Source organism: Flavobacterium sp. ST-158, assembly GCF_058309975.1.
Genome location: NZ_JBZEEN010000001.1, coordinates 817,201 through 835,692, shown reverse-complemented (window position 1 = coordinate 835,692; position 18,492 = coordinate 817,201). Strand labels below are relative to the sequence as shown.

16 protein-coding genes are annotated in these 18,492 nt (G+C 32.2%); 4 read left to right on the top strand and 12 right to left on the bottom strand.

Annotated features, from left to right (window positions below):
* Positions 1-54: 54 nt before the first annotated feature.
* The 11 genes from AC4FRF_RS03545 to AC4FRF_RS03495 all read right to left on the bottom strand — a co-directional run bounded on the left by AC4FRF_RS03545 (position 55) and on the right by AC4FRF_RS03495 (position 13,307).
* Positions 55-2,364, bottom strand: a complete 2,310-nt coding sequence (locus tag AC4FRF_RS03545; protein ID WP_491158078.1) for a penicillin-binding protein 1A — start codon at positions 2,362-2,364, stop codon at positions 55-57.
* 6 nt (positions 2,365-2,370) lie between these two features.
* Positions 2,371-2,850 carry a gliding motility lipoprotein GldH gene (locus AC4FRF_RS03540; protein WP_491158077.1) on the bottom strand — a complete coding sequence of 160 codons (480 nt, stop codon included), beginning with the start codon at positions 2,848-2,850 and terminating at the stop codon, positions 2,371-2,373.
* A complete protein-coding gene (locus AC4FRF_RS03535; RefSeq protein WP_491158076.1) occupies positions 2,834-4,135 on the bottom strand; it encodes a PSP1 domain-containing protein in 1,302 nt (433 codons plus the stop codon). The genes AC4FRF_RS03540 and AC4FRF_RS03535 overlap by 17 nt, the downstream gene beginning before the upstream one ends.
* A gap of 185 nt (positions 4,136-4,320) precedes the next feature.
* A complete protein-coding gene (gene trhO / locus AC4FRF_RS03530; protein WP_491158075.1) occupies positions 4,321-5,679 on the bottom strand; it encodes an oxygen-dependent tRNA uridine(34) hydroxylase TrhO in 1,359 nt (452 codons plus the stop codon).
* 187 nt (positions 5,680-5,866) lie between these two features.
* Positions 5,867-8,137 carry a helix-turn-helix domain-containing protein gene (locus AC4FRF_RS03525; protein ID WP_491158074.1) on the bottom strand — a complete coding sequence of 757 codons (2,271 nt, stop codon included), beginning with the start codon at positions 8,135-8,137 and terminating at the stop codon, positions 5,867-5,869.
* A gap of 22 nt (positions 8,138-8,159) precedes the next feature.
* Positions 8,160-9,932: an ABC transporter ATP-binding protein gene (locus AC4FRF_RS03520; RefSeq protein WP_491158073.1), complete on the bottom strand. Its 1,773-nt coding sequence runs from the start codon at positions 9,930-9,932 to the stop codon at positions 8,160-8,162.
* Positions 9,933-9,938: 6 nt separating this feature from the next.
* Positions 9,939-10,559 carry an adenylyl-sulfate kinase gene (gene cysC, locus AC4FRF_RS03515; protein WP_491158072.1) on the bottom strand — a complete coding sequence of 207 codons (621 nt, stop codon included), beginning with the start codon at positions 10,557-10,559 and terminating at the stop codon, positions 9,939-9,941.
* 285 nt (positions 10,560-10,844) lie between these two features.
* The gene (locus AC4FRF_RS03510; RefSeq protein WP_491158071.1) at positions 10,845-11,279 is read right to left on the bottom strand and encodes a lasso peptide biosynthesis B2 protein; all 435 of its coding nucleotides are present in this window, start codon (positions 11,277-11,279) and stop codon (positions 10,845-10,847) included.
* Positions 11,263-11,541 carry a PqqD family protein gene (locus AC4FRF_RS03505; RefSeq protein ID WP_491158070.1) on the bottom strand — a complete coding sequence of 93 codons (279 nt, stop codon included), beginning with the start codon at positions 11,539-11,541 and terminating at the stop codon, positions 11,263-11,265. The genes AC4FRF_RS03510 and AC4FRF_RS03505 overlap by 17 nt, the downstream gene beginning before the upstream one ends.
* Before the next feature lie 16 nt (positions 11,542-11,557).
* Positions 11,558-12,403: a sulfotransferase domain-containing protein gene (locus AC4FRF_RS03500; RefSeq protein WP_491158069.1), complete on the bottom strand. Its 846-nt coding sequence runs from the start codon at positions 12,401-12,403 to the stop codon at positions 11,558-11,560.
* Positions 12,393-13,307: a hypothetical protein gene (locus tag AC4FRF_RS03495; protein ID WP_491158068.1), complete on the bottom strand. Its 915-nt coding sequence runs from the start codon at positions 13,305-13,307 to the stop codon at positions 12,393-12,395. The genes AC4FRF_RS03500 and AC4FRF_RS03495 overlap by 11 nt, the downstream gene beginning before the upstream one ends.
* Positions 13,308-13,364: 57 nt before the next feature.
* On the opposite strand from AC4FRF_RS03495, the gene AC4FRF_RS03490 reads away from it, so the two are divergent.
* The 4 genes from AC4FRF_RS03490 to AC4FRF_RS03475 are packed head-to-tail and all read left to right on the top strand — an operon-like array spanning position 13,365 to position 17,633.
* Positions 13,365-15,158, top strand: coding sequence for an asparagine synthetase B family protein (locus tag AC4FRF_RS03490; protein ID WP_491158067.1), 1,794 nt, complete (start codon positions 13,365-13,367; stop codon positions 15,156-15,158).
* 17 nt (positions 15,159-15,175) lie between these two features.
* Positions 15,176-15,841 (top strand): sulfotransferase family 2 domain-containing protein, encoded by a 666-nt coding sequence (locus tag AC4FRF_RS03485; RefSeq protein WP_491158065.1) that lies wholly within the window; start codon positions 15,176-15,178, stop codon positions 15,839-15,841.
* A complete protein-coding gene (locus AC4FRF_RS03480; RefSeq protein WP_491158064.1) occupies positions 15,831-16,349 on the top strand; it encodes an aspartyl/asparaginyl beta-hydroxylase domain-containing protein in 519 nt (172 codons plus the stop codon). The genes AC4FRF_RS03485 and AC4FRF_RS03480 overlap by 11 nt, the downstream gene beginning before the upstream one ends.
* A gap of 33 nt (positions 16,350-16,382) precedes the next feature.
* Positions 16,383-17,633 (top strand): nucleotidyltransferase family protein, encoded by a 1,251-nt coding sequence (locus AC4FRF_RS03475; protein WP_491158063.1) that lies wholly within the window; start codon positions 16,383-16,385, stop codon positions 17,631-17,633.
* Between the two features lie 31 nt (positions 17,634-17,664).
* On the opposite strand, the gene AC4FRF_RS03470 is transcribed toward AC4FRF_RS03475, so the two are convergent.
* On the bottom strand, positions 17,665-18,282 hold the full coding sequence (locus AC4FRF_RS03470; protein ID WP_491158062.1) for an OmpH/Skp family outer membrane protein: 618 nt from the start codon (positions 18,280-18,282) through the stop codon (positions 17,665-17,667).
* Positions 18,283-18,492 lie beyond the last annotated feature (210 nt).

Sequence of the window (18,492 nt, the reverse complement as noted above, 5' to 3'; positions counted from 1 at the left end):
ATTCGTTACTAAACAAAAAAAGCTTCCCAATTGGGAAGCTTTTTGATATTGATTTTAAAATTCAAATTCGTCTGTATCTTGAATTACATTAGTAGCGGTGCTATCTTTTACTTTTGGAGCTTGATAACAATCTACTTTAATAGAAAGATTTGCCGGTCTTTCAAAATCTTTTTTGGATACTTTTAATTCCGGATCCTGATAACACAATTTCATAAAATATCCCCAAACTGGTAAGGCTGCTGTAGCACCTTGTCCGTAGGTAATGCTTTTAAAACGTGCGGAACGATCCTCACATCCGACCCAAACACCAGTCACTAAATTAGGAACCATTCCCATGAACCAACCATCAGATTGATTTTGTGTGGTACCTGTTTTACCTGCAATTGGATTTGTAAACGCATAAGGATATCCTGTCCAACGATTATCTCCGCTACCACCGTATTGCGTACGTAATCTTGAACCAGATCCGCCTTCCGTTACTCCTTCTAACAATTTAATTACTGCAAAAGCAATGTCTTTATTCAATACATCATGGGATTCAGGTATTGGTTCATAAATAACTACCCCACTCTTATCTTCAATTCGAGATAAAAATTGTGGTTTATTATACACTCCTTGATTTGCAAATGTGCTGTAAGCAGCCACCATTTCTTCAACAGTAATATCAACAGCACCAAGAGCTATGGAGGGTTGAGCAGGAATATTAGTTTTAACTCCTAATTTATGTGTTAATTTAATAACCGCTTCTGGTCCTACTTTATCAATTAATTTAGCTGAAATTGTATTAATCGAATTGGCCAATGCTTTTTTCAAAGTCACCATTCCAAGGTATTTGTTATTAGAATTTCTTGGAGTCCAATTTGCTGTAACATGATGACGACCTACAGGAATGGTAAACGGAGCATCGATAATAGAATCACAAGGTGACATATTTAGTTGCTCGATGGCTGTGGCGTATACAAAAGGCTTGAAAGTAGAACCTACCTGTCTAGCTCCCTGCGCCACATGATCGTATTGGAAATATTTATAATTGATACCTCCTACCCAAGCTTTAATATTTCCTGTTTGTGGTTCCATAGCCATCAAACCTGATTGTAAAAAGTGTTTGTAATAACGAATGGAGTCCAAAGGAGTCATCAAGGTATCTTTTTCTCCTTTCCAAGTAAAAACAGTCATTTTTACTTTTTTACTAAAAGATTCGATAATTTCATCTTCTGATTTATCCATTGATTTCATTACATACCAACGGTTAGAAGATTTCATTGCTTGCATTAAAATACGGTTGGTTTCTTTGTCTGAAATATTAACAAAGGGAGCATTTTTATTTTTTTTCTGATCAATAAAAAATTGTTCTTGAAGATTAGCCATATGTGCTGAAACAGCTTCTTCAGCGTGCGCTTGCATTCTGGAATCAATAGTTGTATAAATCTTTAATCCGTCTTTGTAAATATCATAATCAGAACCATCTGGTTTTTTATTGGTTTCAGCCCATTTCTTCATGTAATCACGTAAATATTCTCTAAAATAGGTTGCCATACCATCACGATGACTTTCTAATTTGAAATTCAAATTGATTGGCAATGCCTGATATTTTTCCTTTTCAGACTTAGTAATCATGTGCGATTTTTCCATTTGTGCCAATACTACATTTCTACGATTTTTAACACCTACAGGATTTTTAATCGGATTGTATAAACTTGAATTTTTAAACATTCCCACTAAAATTGCCGATTCATCTACCGTTAATTCTTTTGGTGATTTAGAAAAATAAGTATGCGCTGCTGAACTTACTCCTACTGCATAATTTCCAAAATCATACACATTGCAATACATAGCAAGAATTTCATTCTTAGTATATTGCCTTTCTAATCGAATAGCAATAATCCATTCTTTTGCTTTTTGAATAATACGAAATGGTAAAAATTTAGATCCTTCTCCATGAAACAATTGTTTAGCTAATTGTTGGGTTAATGTACTGGCACCACCATTAGTTCCTAGCGTAAAAATAGCTCTCAATGTACCTCTTCCATCAATTCCTGAATGCTCATAAAAACGCTCGTCTTCGGTGGCTACCAAAGCATCTACAAGATTTTTAGGCAAATCAGAATATTTTAATTGCGAACGATTGGTTTGAAAATACTTTCCAATAACCACACCATCAGATGAAATAATTTCGGTAGCCAAATTAGAATCTGGATTTTCTAAGTCTTCAAAAGAGGGCATTGAACCAAGTAATCCCCAAGAAGCAAATAGGAAAAAAAGAACAATTGCTCCCATTCCATATATGAAAAGCTTCCAGAATTTTTTAGTATACTGCTTAAAATCAGTAGCTGAATTATTCGTCTTTTTATTAGTAGTTGCCATAACTATTTATTCTTTTTTTTCAATTCTTAAACCTACATCTGTAATTCCTTCTAATTCTGTAACACCAGGGACTTTTCCACCTTCTCTAACGGCTTGTTTGATGTTGAGTTTGTATTTACCTCTAAATTTCACATTCTCTTTAAAATACAATTTACTTTCTTTTATGTCAGTAAAACCATTTCCTAACAAGGTTCCATCTGGAGCTGCCATTTCGTATTCTAAAGTATCCACTTTAGTATAACCGTTTGGTTTTTCTAACGTTACAATCAAGAAAAGATTATTAAAAGGATAATTATTATTGTCTCGTATATTTATAAAAACATCATATCTTATAGTAGAATCTAATTCGGGCAAATTAAAAGAAACAATACTGTCTTTATGCCAGGCACTTCCAACAGATTTGTATTCATCAAAAACCCTTTTTTTATCGCATGAAAAAAAGAGTATGCTAACTAAAAGTATTACAACGCTATTTTTTAGCCTCATTTTTTTTAATAATTATAGGTTTTCTAGGTCCTTTAGGCTTTTTTTCACCAGCTGGTTTTTGTTGGGCTGGAGCAGCTTGATTTCCTTGAGCTGGTTTATTGCCTTGTTTGTTAGCTGGTTTTTTATTGTTTGGACCACCCGCAGCATTTTCAACTGCTTTTTTAGGCTTTTTATTGTTTCTTTTATTTCTTTTTGGTTGATCAAAACGGGTTAAACTTTCTTGACCCATTGCGTTATTAAAGTCTTTTTCAACTTCTTGTGTAACTTCAATAGCAAAATCTTCAAGAGAAGAAACTTTCTTTTTTAACTTATTTTCAGCAATAATTTCCTTAACCTTATCAATTTTCAAAACATGCCAATTTGCAAAATTATTGGTGTAAGCAAACCACATTAAGCCTTTAAAAATATCTTGTTTTTGACAAACTGCATCTCCTTTTTCGGTAACTAATTTGGTTTCAAATTCAGGAAATCCTTTTAAGGCATCCATGTAAGTGTCTAATTCATAATTCAAACAACACTTTAATTTACCACATTGTCCGGCTAATTTTTGAGGGTTTAAAGACAATTGTTGGTAACGCGCTGCCGAAGTATTTACACTTCTAAAATCAGTTAACCAAGTAGAACAACACAATTCGCGTCCACAAGAGCCAATACCTCCCAAACGAGCTGCTTCCTGACGGAAACCTACTTGTTTCATTTCGATTCTGGTGCTGAATTCTTTAGCAAAATCTTTGATTAATTGTCTAAAATCGACACGATCATTAGCGGTGTAATAGAACGTAGCTTTTGAACCATCTCCTTGAAATTCGATATCCGAGATTTTCATTTCTAGTTTTTGAGCAATCGCTAATTCACGCGCACGAACTTTCATTGGTTCTTCTCTGTTACGAGCTGCGGACCAAATATCGATGTCTTTTTGAGAAGCTTTTCTATAAATTTTTGGAATATCATTTGCATCCGGATTAACTCCTTTTTTCTTCATCTGGATACGAACTAATTCTCCTGTTAGAGTAACTATTCCAATATCATGACCAGGAGAAGCCACTGTGGCTACAATGTCTCCCATGCTTAAAGTTAATTTTTCGGTATTGCGATAAAATTCTTTTCTTCCATTTTTAAAACGGACTTCTACACAATCAAAAGGAGCATCGCCATTAGGCAAACTCATATTAGAAAGCCAATCGAAAACCGTTAATTTGTTGCAGCTATCGGTGCCGCAAGTCCCATTATTTTTACAACCCTTAGGTGCGCCACCATCAGAAGTTGAACAACTTGCACATGCCATAATTTTATATGTAGTGTTGTGACCAGCACAACTTAAGTTCTTAAAACGTTTAATCCGTAAAGATAGTATTTTTTAATCTTAACTTGCAAGGGCTTAAATTTTCCAAAAGATTAAAATTTTTATAAAAAAAGCCTGTTACAAATAGTTTGAAACAGGCTTTTGAAGGTATTTTGAACAATGTTTTTTTAGTCTAAAATCTTGTATAATTTATCCGATAGACGAATTCTAAATGGTACCGCAAAAGTCAATTTATCACCTGCTACAGCCTGAATTCCTTCGTATCCGTTTACAAACATTTTTTCTAAAACCAATTCCTGATTTCCAGTTGTAGGTCCGGAAATTAAAATTTTGTCTCCTAAATTTAATTCTTGATTTTCAATAGTAAAAAGTCCAATTTGAGCTTTCACATAATAATGCTCTGCTTTACCTACTAAAATCTTTTTTACTTTTATCTTCTGACGAATATCGTTGGTTTTAGGAGCTGTTGCCAAAGCTATATCCGTTAGTTCTCCAGAATGTTTGAACTTTAAACTTTCTGATTTTCCTTTTCGGAATACTTTATTTCCTACTTGTTTTCCTTTTCTTAATTTCAATTGTTCTTCCCAAGGCAAATGGATAATTTCATGACATTCTACCGAACAACAATTTTCCATAGCAGCCTTGCAATCATCACATTGGATAAACAATAAATGACAACCATCATTAGCACAATTGGTATGATTGTCACAAGGTTTTCCACATTGATGGCATTGCGAAACAATATCATCGGTAATTCTTTCGCCTAGACGATTATCAAAAACAAAGTTTTTCCCAATGAATTTACTTTCTAAACCTTCCTCTTCAATTTGCTTGGCATAATTAATAATTCCACCTTCTAATTGGAACACATTTTTAAAACCTTGGTGTTTGAAATAAGCACTGGCTTTTTCACAACGAATTCCTCCAGTACAATACATCACTAGATTTTTGTCTTCTTTGTGGTCTTGAAGTTGGTCATTTATTATGGGTAAACTTTCTCTAAAAGTTTCTACATCAGGAGTGATAGCACCTTTAAAATGCCCTACTTCACTTTCGTAATGATTTCTAAAATCAACTACAATGGTGTTTGGGTCTTCCAGAATTTCATTGAATTCCTTGGCTTTTAAGTGTACGCCTTTGTTTGTTACATCAAAAGTATCATCGTTTAGTCCGTCAGCAACAATCTTGTGGCGCACTTTGATGGTTAATTTTAAAAAAGCATGATCGTCTTGCTCAACGGCTACGTTCAAACGAATGCCTTTCATGAAATCATAAACTTCCAGCGTTTCTCTGAAAGCTTCAAAATTTTCGGCAGGAACGTTCATCTGGGCGTTAATACCTTCGTGAGCAACGTAAATTCGACCCAGTGCATCCAGTGCGTTCCAGGCTAGAAATAAATCGTCGCGAAATTTTTTGGGATCTTCAATTTTGGCATACGCATAGAAAGACAACGTAAGACGTTGTTTACCCGCTTGATCTATCAATTCAGCTCTTTCTTCTGCGCTTAAGGTGTTGTACAGTTGCATGCTATAAACGGTTTAAGTGAGAATATTTTTTGCAAAAGTATAAAAAATTAAATTAACTACGAATTACACGAATTTTCACTGATTAACTAAATTATAAGGAATAACAACAAAATTTTACGACTTTATCAAATTCGAGAAATAGTACCGCATTTTTTTCGTGATAATTCGTGGAATTCGTGTACCAAACCTAATTCAAACTCGCTTTAAACATACGCAGTTCTTCCCAAGAGTATTTCTCGCCAAATTGTTCTTTCATTGGCGTAAGTGATTCTTCTTGGTAAAATTTAAAAGCTTCCGCCAATTCATCGATTTTATCCTGAGGCAAAATTTCACTAATGGAAATTCTTTTGTCCTGAATTAATTTGACCAAATGACTTTGAATAGTGCTAACTGTTAATTTTCGAATATCAGCAATATCCTGAATCGAATTTTTGGCTATCCACAAATCAAAAGTTTCTTCAACAGTCGATTTTTTGGGTGCTTTTTTATCTTTTTTCTTCGAAGTGTAACGGTTCAAATCTTCTTCATCTTCAATCAAAGTCACATTAACTTCTTTAAATTGATTTTGAATGGCTTCTTTTTTTCTTGAAAGGTATTTTTTTACTTCGTCTGAACTTAGTTTTTCTTTCGAAATCGCCTCATTTGCAATCACGGTTTCCATTAACAATTTGGCCTTCATCAAGCGCAAAACGGCTTTGGATTGTAATTCTTCTAATTCGGATAATTCTTCAAAATAAGCTTTGGCTTTCTTGAGTCGTTTTACTTCTTCAATTTTCCACAAAATCTCAAAAACCAATTCGTCCATGGGTTTGAAAAAATAAGCAATGGCTGCCTGAATTCTTTCGGAAACATGAATTAAATCGACGATTTCATTGGCAAATATTTTATTCAATTGGATAATAAATTTTTTGGATGGATCCAAAAGCGATTCGATATTTTCCAATTGTTTGGCTGCCCAAAGTGCATTTTTAGATTTGGCCGAACTTTCCGTTTTATCCGAATAACTGAACTTATGATTGCGCCATTCTTGTGCCAAATCCTGCCAATCAAAGCTGTTAATCAAATAATTATGAATAAAATTCTTGGTTTCAAAATGCAACGATTGCTTCAAAACTTCTTCCGAAGCTTTATTTTGCGCATAATCCATCACATCCTGGTCATTAGAAATCCCATTCATACGCAACGGAGAAAGCAAAACCAAGCCTTCTAACGAACGCAAACGCGACAAAGCCACATAAGCTTGTCCGGGCATAAAAACCTGCGAAACATCTATTGCTGCTTTATCAAAAGTTAATCCCTGACTTTTATGCACCGTAATGGCCCAAGCCAATTTGATAGGATAATGCACAAAAGTTCCCAAAACCTCCTCCTCGACTTCTTTAGTCAAAGGATCTACTTTATAGCGAATGTTTTGCCATTCGTAACGCTCTACTTCTATAGTTTTATTTTCTTCAGGAAAATGAACCAGAATTTCCTGGCTCGAAAGTGATTTAATAATCCCCATTTTGCCATTGAAATAATTCTTCTCATAATTCAAATCATTTTTGACAAACATAATTTGGGCACCCACTTTCAACTGCAAATTATATTCAACGGGATAAATTTTCTCCGGAAAATCGCCTATAATTTCTGGTGTGTAGGTAATTAATTCTCCTTTTAAATCTTCCAAAGCTTGAGCATTCATTGCATCGGCTTTAGCATTGTGAGTCGTTAAAGTGATATAACCTTTGTTGGCCTTTAAATCAAAATCAGGTTTGACATATTGGTTTAAAACCTGAACATCTTCGGGCGTGATTTGGTTGTTTCTTAAATTATTTAAAACCGAAATAAAACTAGAATCTGTTTGCCTAAAAATTTTAGACAATTCAATATACAAAGGCGGATATTGCTGAATAACATGCGAATGAAAAAAGAATTTTCCACGGTAATAATTGCGTAGAGTACGCCATTCTTCATCACGAATTACGGGAGGTAATTGCAATAAATCTCCAATAAACAGTACTTGCACACCACCAAAAGGAGTCGCTTTTTTCCGAACCGTTTGCATCATATAATCCATAGCATCCAGCAAATCGGCACGAAGCATACTTACTTCGTCAATAACGAGCAATTCCATATTTCGAATCACCGCTTTCTTCAAGCCATTCATTTTAAAATGCCTGCGTAAACTTTCTTTAGTTTCAAATTTTACGGTGTCTGAAAATTGTGATTCGGCCGTAAGCGAAGGAATAAAACCGCTAAACGGCAATTGGAACATTGAATGGATCGTAACTCCGCCCGCATTTAAAGCAGCAATTCCTGTAGGTGCCACCACCACAGTATTTTTATGCGTAGTCTCAATAATCTCCCGAAGCAAAGTAGTCTTTCCTGTACCTGCTTTTCCTGTCAAAAAAACCGACCGTTGGGTTTGATTGATGAACTGTAAGGTATATTGAGCGGCTTGGGATAAGGTTTGCATAGAGTGTAAAAATTAAATATAATTACAATTGGTCTTCAAACATTTCACAAAAATAACTTTTCTGAGCGATTAATGCATCAAAATCCCCTTTCTCTACGATACGTCCCCCTTTCATTACATAAATAACATCGGCTTTTTTCAATTGAAACAATCGATGTGAAACTAACACAATCATCTTTTCTTTACCCCAAACTCGCAATGAATTGTACAATTCGCTTTCTGAAAAAGCATCCAAAGCACTTGTTGGTTCATCCATAACCACCAAATCAGCATCACGGTAAAACAATCTGGCTAATGCTAATTTTTGCCATTCGCCACCGCTCAATTGTTCGCCCATCCAGAAAGTACGACCTAATTTGGTATCAAAACCCTGTTTCATTCTATCAATAAAAACATTAGCTCCACTATTTTTTGCAGCTTGATTTAATCGTTCTAAATTGATTTCCTCTTTAGAACCTAAACTGATACTCTCTCCAACGCTTAAAAAATATTTTTCAAAATCCTGAAAAAGAAAAACACTATTTTCCCGGAATGTCTCTTTATCAATATTTTTTAAATCTAATCCATCAATGACAATACTTCCATTTTCATAATCATACAATTTCCCTAACAATTTTACCAAAGTAGATTTTCCCGAACCATTAGCACCAACAATGGCTATGATTTGTCCTTTTTCACAGGATAAAGAAATATCATTTAGAATTTCTCTTTTGGTATCCGGATAAGAAAAATGAAGATTTTTAACTTCTAATTTAGATGGCTTTAGAGGAAAAGAAACTGTGTTATTCTTGTAAGTTCTTTCAGAAATATTTAAAAACTGAAAAAGATGATTGATAAACATTCGGTGTTGAAATAATTGTACCAAAGCCGTCAAAAAGCTTTTTGTTCCGGATTGTAATTTTTGAAAACCCTGCAAATAAATCACAAAAAGACCCGGTGTTATAATTTGTTCCCAGGTATTTCGAGCCAAAGACAGAAAAATAAAACCGACTAAAACAATCTCGACAGCTTCTATAATTACGCTGTAAAAATTTTGCCTGTTTTGAATTGATTTTCGCTGTTTGAACAAGTATTCCCTTAAAACGCTATAACGGGAAATGAATTCTTTTCCAAACCCAAAAAGACGTACTTCTTTGGCATAACTCAATCCCGTTAAAACCTGTTGTAAATAATTAGATTCTCTTTCTATTTTGGCTAGCTTCGTTTCTTCAGTAAAACTTTTTCTGGAAAAAAACCATTTAACTGCAAACAACGGTAAAGAAAGTACCACAATGATTACTGCATATTGCCAATAATAATATGCCAACATACTCGCAATCATAATCACACTGGAAAATTGCATCAACAAATTACTAAAGCCATTTAATAATTGGGCCGCTTTAAAAACCGCCTGCTGTTGCGCCAAATGCAGCGTATCGTGATAGACAGGATTTTCATAATAGGAGAAATCAACTGAAATAGCTTTGTCCAATACACGTTTCGATAAATAATCACCTACTTTTTGTTGGTACAAACCATTTACATATGTTGCTAATTGTGAACAAATGGAAGCAATCAATTGCAAAAGACAAAAACCAATAACCCAAAAAATAATTTCGTTAAAATCATGTCCTTTGGGAGTGGTAATAATATCAATAATTTCTTTGGTAATATAAAGTGTAGCAACCGGAACTACCGACTGAAACAACACCAAAACAAAATAACTCACCGCATTTCCGGGAGAAGCTTTGTAAATGATTTCTATGATTTTAAGATAATCCTGAATGATTTTTTTGAATTGAAACTGTTTTTTCAAAATGATTTATTGCTTTTGTTCAACTATTGGTTGTAACTTATTATCTAACAACCAATTGGTTATTATTTCTAATGAGGCCTCGATACTTTTATTACTAGTATCTACAATAATATCCGGACTCACTGGTACTTCATAGGGACTATTGATTCCCGTAAAATCCTTAATTTCACCTTTTTGAGCTTTGGCATACAATCCTTTAGTATCTCTTTGAATACAGGTTTCCAGTGGTGTAGCAATATAAATTTCGATATAATTTTCAGAACCAACAATGCTTTTAGCTGCAATTCTGTCTTCTTCAAAAGGCGAAATAAAAGAACTGATAACCACTACTCCGGCATCGTTAAAAAGCCTGGCAACTTCAGCAACTCTCCGAATATTTTCTTTTCTACCTTCTCTGCTAAAATCTAAATCCGAGTTAAGATGCAATCTGGTATTATCACCATCGGTAATGTAAGAACGTATTTGTTTATTGTAAAACCATTGATCCAGTGCAGCTGCAATAGTTGATTTGCCTGAACCCGAAAAACCACTAAACCAAATTGTAAAAGACTTATGCCCATTTAATTCCTCCCGGTCTTTGCGGGATACCGAATACTTTTGCTGAAATAAATGGTTTTTAACACTCATGTTTGTAAATTATAAAGGCTCAAATTTAGTCTTTTGACTTTGTATTTTATAATAAAAACTACAACCGATTTTTTAATTTTTATTGTAAAGTCTTTTTTTTGTAAAAAAAGACTATTTTTGTTTTACATTTTTAACAACTAAAATAATTTATTTATGAACACAGAAAAAAAACAATGGATAGCGCCTCAGGCTACTGAAATTGAAGTAAACGGTGGTACGCATCATGCTCATCCAAATGAAACACCATACCATAATCATCCATATGATTCTTAAAAAAACATTTTTTTATTCAAACACTATTTGATAATTATTAGTTTTACACTTACCACTAATAAATTTATCATTAACTTTTACCCAGGAATGCCCTTCATTCTTGGGCTTGTTTTTTTGAACACCTACAAGATATTCAAAAGGGATTTGGTATTTCAAAAGTAAATACACTGCCTGCCAGGATTGATGGCGGCAAACGTTTTTCCAAGGAAGATATTTGTTAACAATGTGAATAGCCAGTGCAATATCTTTGGCAATAGCTATTTTTTCAACCGTCAAGTCTCTATTTCTTTCCTGTTTTTTACAGATATGTTCGGAGAAAGCTTTCTTAGATTTTACCGCTAACAACAGATTTCTATAAGCAGCAAGCCAACACACCATCAAAACTAACTTTCGCTGGCGCCGGCTTAAAATAACTGCATTTTTAAGCTTCTTAAGGAAGAATTTCATTAATGTACTCTTTAGCAATTAAATCTGCTAATACTATTTTTAATTGGGCTTCACAGAGTTCTTGTTCTACTTCATATTCTTCCATTAATTGAGCTACAATTTCATTATACACTAAACCTTCAGATACATATTGCATAATCGAAGTATAAGTACTATTCAGACTAATGTATTTGCTTTCTTCAATAGCATACAATACACCTTCTTCTTCTAAAGGGGTAAACAATACTTTGTCGGTATTTAAAAGGTATTTTTGATTTTCCATAATTATTATGATTGATTTATGCTTCTTCCCAGTAATTAAATCGTTTCATCATCGATTCGTTGACTGTCATGATTTTCCGTATTTGTTCTTTAGTTAATTCCTTTTTCCAGCGTCCCGTTTCTCCTTTAAAAAAGAAAGCCGAAGACGGAATTTGTTTTTCTTTAAATCCCTTGTTTTCTTCCTGCTGTTTTAATTTCTTAAAATCTGTCGCTTCAATAGCTTTCAATATAGCTTCATCAGAATAATTCAATTGCATTTTATCCACCGCTGTTTTAAAAGTTTCAAATGGATTGGATTTCATATCTTCATAACGAATAACATGTACTGGAATATCTTTTTGCTTCATCCAACTTGAGACATGCATCGCCCAGGTACCCATCAGTTGGTAATATTGCTGTGCTGATTTTGCTTTTTTAACAAAAGCTCCTTCTTCGCTATTGATGAATTTATCAATCGTATCATCCACATTCAAACCGCTATGATTAGCCAATGAAAGTACTACATCTAATGGATTTCGAACCAAATAAATGGCTAACCGACTTCCTTCAGCAGGAATTAAAGGCAATCCATCCCAACGGGAATAAGTATAAGCATCATGTATTTTAACGAATAATTGTTTTTGGGCGAGCTGTGCTTTGAATGAAAAAGCAATTTTTCTAAACGATTCGAATTCTCTTGGTCTCAAATCATCGGTAGATAAGTCTAAAACACTCTCTATATATTCTTTTGCCGAGAAAATACCATCAGTTTCCATTCTGTTAATATCAATTTCACCTTCATTCAATAAAGCGGTCAAAAAACTGCGAAACCAGGTATTTCCTGATTTTGGATAGGAAGCTAACCAAATAATATTATTTTCCATCCGCTTCTATTATTTGTTCTATTATTGCATCGGCAAAACTATCAAAACTCGGTTGGTCTTTAGGTCTGGTAGCCTTCCAAAAAGATATTTTTTGAGAAATAGTACTCACGGTTTTAAATTGTAGCAATTGCTTATTCATTCCATGAACCCATTTATTACGATAGATATTATTTCCTAAATGCTGCATCCCTTTAGCTGGCTTAATTCGTTCAATATGAATACTATCCCCTTGCATTTCCAGAAAAACAATTCCTTTTACTTCTGGGGAAGTAGTTATAAAATCATCATGAAAAGCAATACCAAATTTATTAATTTCAGCACGGAGTTGCTTTCCATCTGATAAAGCATAAACCTGTTGATTATTCATGGTATTTTCCCAGGCTCTTAAAACGGGATAGGACGCAATAGCCACACAAACACCATTTTCAATTGTTATCAAAGCGGTATCATCAGTAAAAAGGGTATAACCTCTCTCTTTTAATTTTAAAGCTGTGGTTGATTTTCCAGTTCTGGAAGGAGCTGCAAAAAGCCATAATCCACCTTTTTTATCCAAAACACCTGAAACATGAAAAGGAATTTGGTTCTTCTGAAAAAGAACTGTGGCAATACAATTCGAATAAAAAAATAATAAAATACTGTCCCAATCTTCACAAAGTGGCTCAATGACTACTTTATTTCCATCGCTAACAAAATAACGGGCAATATCAGGTACCTGATAAAAAAATTCTTTTTCATTATATTGAGTAAAAGGTTTTTTTATAGTTGGTTCATTTTTAAAATCAGGTGCTACAGTACCTAAAACCACTTCAAAATCAGGAATTATTTTTTCTTGATTCACCACAAATGACGGAAGCGGAATGCTTGAAGTACAGCATAAATTAAAAACCTTGTAATTATATTGCATTAGCTCACTTTATTTTAATATTTTATTAACTTCGCAAATGTAAAAAAATACAGTGAAATGAAAGGTTTTTTTGGAATTTTAAACTTGAATAATGGAAATTTTCAAGAAGTAACGAATAAGTATCTCAATACTAAATCACTAAAGAATGAAAATATTTCATTGCTAACCAATGAAATCCTGTTGGAAGATTTTACTTCAGCAATTTCTAAAAACAATCCATTCCCTAATATTCAATTTGTAGGCTGGTGCAGAATTGATAATGTTGACGAATTACAATTGCAACTACAACTTTCTGATGATGCTGAAGAAAAAGAAATAATATTAGCTGCCTATCAACAATGGGGAAAAGATTGTGTCAAACATTTCATTGGTGATTTTAGTTTTGCCATTTGGGATGAAATAAAAAAATCGATTTTTTTAGCTAAGGATCAAATGGGTATCCGTCCGCTTTTTTACATGGAGCAAGATGGACTGCTTTATTTTGGAACTACAATTCCTTCGATAAAATCTGCTTTACTTAAAAAACCAGAATTAAATCAAGAATATATAGCCAAAGAATTACGCAATTATCCTCAGCAAGTAGAAGACACTTTTTTTAAGGACATCAAAAGACTCAAACCAGCTCATTCTATTACTATAACTACCGGAGAAAAGATAGAAGAAGTTCGTTATTGGGAACTCAATACAGTTGATTTAAGTTATTGCAAAAACAACGAAGATTATTATGCCCTTTTAAGAAAAACACTTACTACAGCCATACAATCAAGAATCAGAGGTAAAAAAAATGTAGGATACCAACTTTCGGGTGGTATGGATTCCTCAGCAATTGCAGTTCTTTCATCCAGATTAATGAACAAGAAACAGCTGCACACCTATTCTTTTGTTTTGAATGAAACCACAAAAGGGTACTCTGATAAAGGTATCGACGAACAAGACACTCAGGAAGAAATTATTAGCTATGCTGATTTAATTCGTGAAAATCATCATCAAGTTACTTCATTTTATTACGAAAATGTATATGAAGAATTAATTAAAAGGAATGAAATTATGGGAGGTATTGCCAATAGTGACTGTATCTGGCAAGACAGCCTGTATAAAATTGCCGCAGAACAAAACCAAGTAGAAGTAATTTTTAGTGGTTTTCCCGGAGATGAGGGAATTTCTCAAAACGGTAACAATTACTTTTATGATTATTTGAACGATTTTAATTTTAAAGGCTTATTTCAATTTTTAATAGACTTTAGACGTACTGCAATTCTAAAAACAATACATTATTACAAAGCTAAAAAAGCCAAAACCACAGTATTAAACTATTATGAAGTACAAGAAAAAAGAAATCTGTTAAATCCTAATTCTAAATTATACTCCGAATTAAAAGATAATTCTTTCACTTTTAATCCTAGTTTTAAAAGTTGGCAAAAAGAACAAATTTGCAGAGCACATACCAGTTTACGAACCGAATCAGAAGGGGCATATGCTAATCAATATGGTATTGAAACAGTATATCCGTTGGCAGATATACGCTTATTAGAAATAATTTATAGCCTACCTGCTGATTTGTTTAAACCCAAACCCTATTCAAGAGCCTTATTTAGGAACCTATGCGAAGGTATTTTACCTGATAAGGTTCGTTTACAACCCAAGAGAAACGGAGCCAAAACGCTGGCTTTTGTAGAATATTGGAAAAAGAAAAAATCCGAAGAATTGAAATTTTATAATGTAAAAAACCACACCGGATTAATGATATCGACTGAAGAATATGAACAACAAGAAGGAGAAAGCGAAGTAATGAAAATCAACAGATTTAATAGTATGAAAGAAATGGATTATTTGATTGATTTAAACTTTTAAACTAATTTCAAGTAATTATGATTATAGAAAAAGAAAAAATAATTCTGCTCTTACCTCCAAAAACAGCCTCTAACTCCTTGAGAAAACTATTTCAAGATTCAGGCTTTCACTTTCGTCCCCCTTTGCGAAAAGTGGATTATCCTGTTTATCATCTAACCTTATCTGAAATATGTTATGTTTATAATATCCCTAACAATGAATTAGATAATTATACAATTATCCAAATAGTTAGAAATCCTTATGATCGCTTTGTCTCGGCTTGGTTTCATCAAATGGATATTTTGAAAACAAAAATGAGTATTGATAATCTAATTGAAAAATTAAATCAATACAAACATTTACTTCCTCACCAAACTGACTCATTTTATGAAAGTTTTTATGGATCTCTTTCTCATAAAGAAAAATCATTTGCAAGAGGAAATTGGGGAGGCTTGAGATTCTATTTTGATCAAACCTATTGGAATGACCTTGATGTAAATGTCCATTATTTTAAATTAGAAGATTTGACTCAGGATATAAGTTCGCTATCGGAATTAATTAATTTCAAATTAACTGATTTACCTAAAATTAAAGTAAACTCTTCTACAAGAGAAGAGTTTACTATTTATTACAACGAAGAACAAAAAAAACAAATTCAAGAATTATTCAAAGACGATTTTAAAAAATTAGATTATGAATTTTAATTTTAAATATTTTGGTTCAATTGACATCAGTAGTTTATTAGAAAAACTGGAAAATTTAGACTGGAATGATTATAAATTCAGACAAATTGCACATAAAGTACATGCCGAAACCCTTACGGTTCCGTTACTATTTGACGAAAGATTACAGTCAGTAAAAATTCACAAAAATTTTGGACATTTTATTCCTGAATTGGAAAAAATTAAAAAAAATCTATCTGAAACAATAGGGAAAGGAGAATTTCAATCAGCCATTTTAATTAACCTACCAGCTGGAAAAAAAATAATCCGACATATCGATAAAGGAGAAAGCTTTAAAAAATACCATCGAATTCACATCCCAATAATAACTAATCCAAAATGCCTATTTGAAGTTGATAATGAAATTATCAATATGAAAACAGGTGAAATATGGGAAATCAATAATGATGATAAATATCATTCTGTAGAAAATAAAGGCGAAACAGACCGAATACACCTTTTAATTGACTGGAAGCCTATTAATAATTAAAAAACTCTTACTAAATAAAATCAATATAAATCAATGATTACTATTTCAGACATCAAAAACGAATATGGAATTTCTATGGCATTAGTGATACTATGCACTAGAATACACTTTAAAAATGCTGAAATAGACGATTTAAACGCTTTTATCAAGTTCAATGATATAGAATGGTCAGATGTATTTAAAACATGCAGAAAACATCAAATTTGCCCCCTAATTTTTAGGGTTCTTTTAAAAGCAGAATTAGATCATACAATACAAAAGCAAATAAGCAATCAATTAAAAAAATTTACCTTACAAAGTTTTGAACAAGCTAAAGAAACTGAAAGATTGATTCTTTTACTTAAAAAAAATAACATTTTAATAATTCCTTACAAAGGAACTTCATTTTCAAAACAATTCTTTAGTAATATCAGTATGAGGCAATCCAGTGATATTGATTTGGTAATCGATTCAGATGATATTCCAAAAGCAATTAAAATTTTAGAAAAAGATGGTTTTATAGCTTATCAAAAAGAATATTACTACTGGATAGGACATAAAAAATTTATCAAAAAACATAAAGATTTTAGTTTTGATAAATACATTGGATCTAAAAGAATAGATCATGTTGAATTACATTTTAATATTATAAGTAAAAACCTACATATACCGGATAAGTCAAATACATTTGATATAAAGGATACAAGTAAATGCCTCTTATTTCAAAATGAAATTGATTGTCTAAAATTAACAACTCATTATAGAGCTATTGCATTGCATCATATGTTGATGGATCAAATGGGTTATTTAAAAACAGTTGTAGATATATGTCAAATTCATTTAAATATTTTTAAACAAGAAAATGAAACTTTATCTTATAAACAATCAATTATAAAAGAATTCAATGAGAATTATAATTTAGATTTAATACATCAGATAATTTCAGATCTTATTGGAATTAAATTTAACAAAATTAATAAAGACAATAATGACCTAACTAAAAGGATATTAGATAGTTCTTATAAAAAAGTTAGAGAAAATAAAAATCCTTTATTTGATACTATTTCATATAACTACAAACAAATTAAATATACTTCGAATTTTTATAAAAAGAGAAAAGATAAAATACTTTATTATTTAAAAACCATAATTAGTATTACTTATCCTCAACCAGATGATTATATGGCAATTAAAATGCACAAAAACTTATACTTTTTATATTATATTATCAGGCCTTTCAGATTATTATTTTTTCCAGGTAATCCTAATAAAAAAATTAATAAAAAAGCCTTCAATCCAAATTAGAATTGAAGGCTTTTTTGACTTTTAAATCAGATTATTTTTTTTCTTCTTTTTTATCTTCAACTTTTTCTTCTGATTTAGATGAAGATTTGTATTTGTCATTTAATGCTGTAATAATTTCTTTAGTGATATCGTATTTGTCTTCGGCATACAAGATAGAAGCTGCATCACCTGTACCGTAGATATAAGCATAACCATTTTTCTTACCGTAATCTTTGATGAATTTTTTAACACCTGTAATTAAAGTATCCATTTCAGCACCACTTTCTTGTTGTAATTGTTGTGCTAAAGCTTGTTGTGCATAGCCTAATTGTTGCTCTCTTTTTTGTAATTCGGCTGCTCTTTTTTGAGCCCATTCCTGACCATTAGCTTGCGCTTGACTTTGAAAATTAGCAGCATCTTGCTTAAAACGTTTTATCTCTGCGTCTAACTGTCTTCCTTTTTCTTCTGATTGCGCTTTGTATTTTGCTTCCAGATCTTTTGCTTCTGTATACTGTTTCATCAATTCAGAAGTATCTACATAAGCTGTTTTAACTTCTTTAACTCCTTCTGTAGTTTTATTACAAGCAACAACTGAAATAGAAATTGCAATCATTAATAATATTTTTTTACTCATATTAAAAATATTTCCTTTTTGGTATTCGTGAATCATTGATTTCATTTTGAACTAAATTGTAATTAAAAAATGTGTGTGTGAGCAAAAATATAAAAAAATAGACAGCATCCTAAAAAACACTGAAAAAATGGCAAAAATTTAAACTATTATCATTTACTATGCCATAAACAAAAGCAATAATTTAAATTTATCAAAAACGGATTAAATAAATTAAATTTAAAGCTAAATCGAAAAAAGGAGGATATA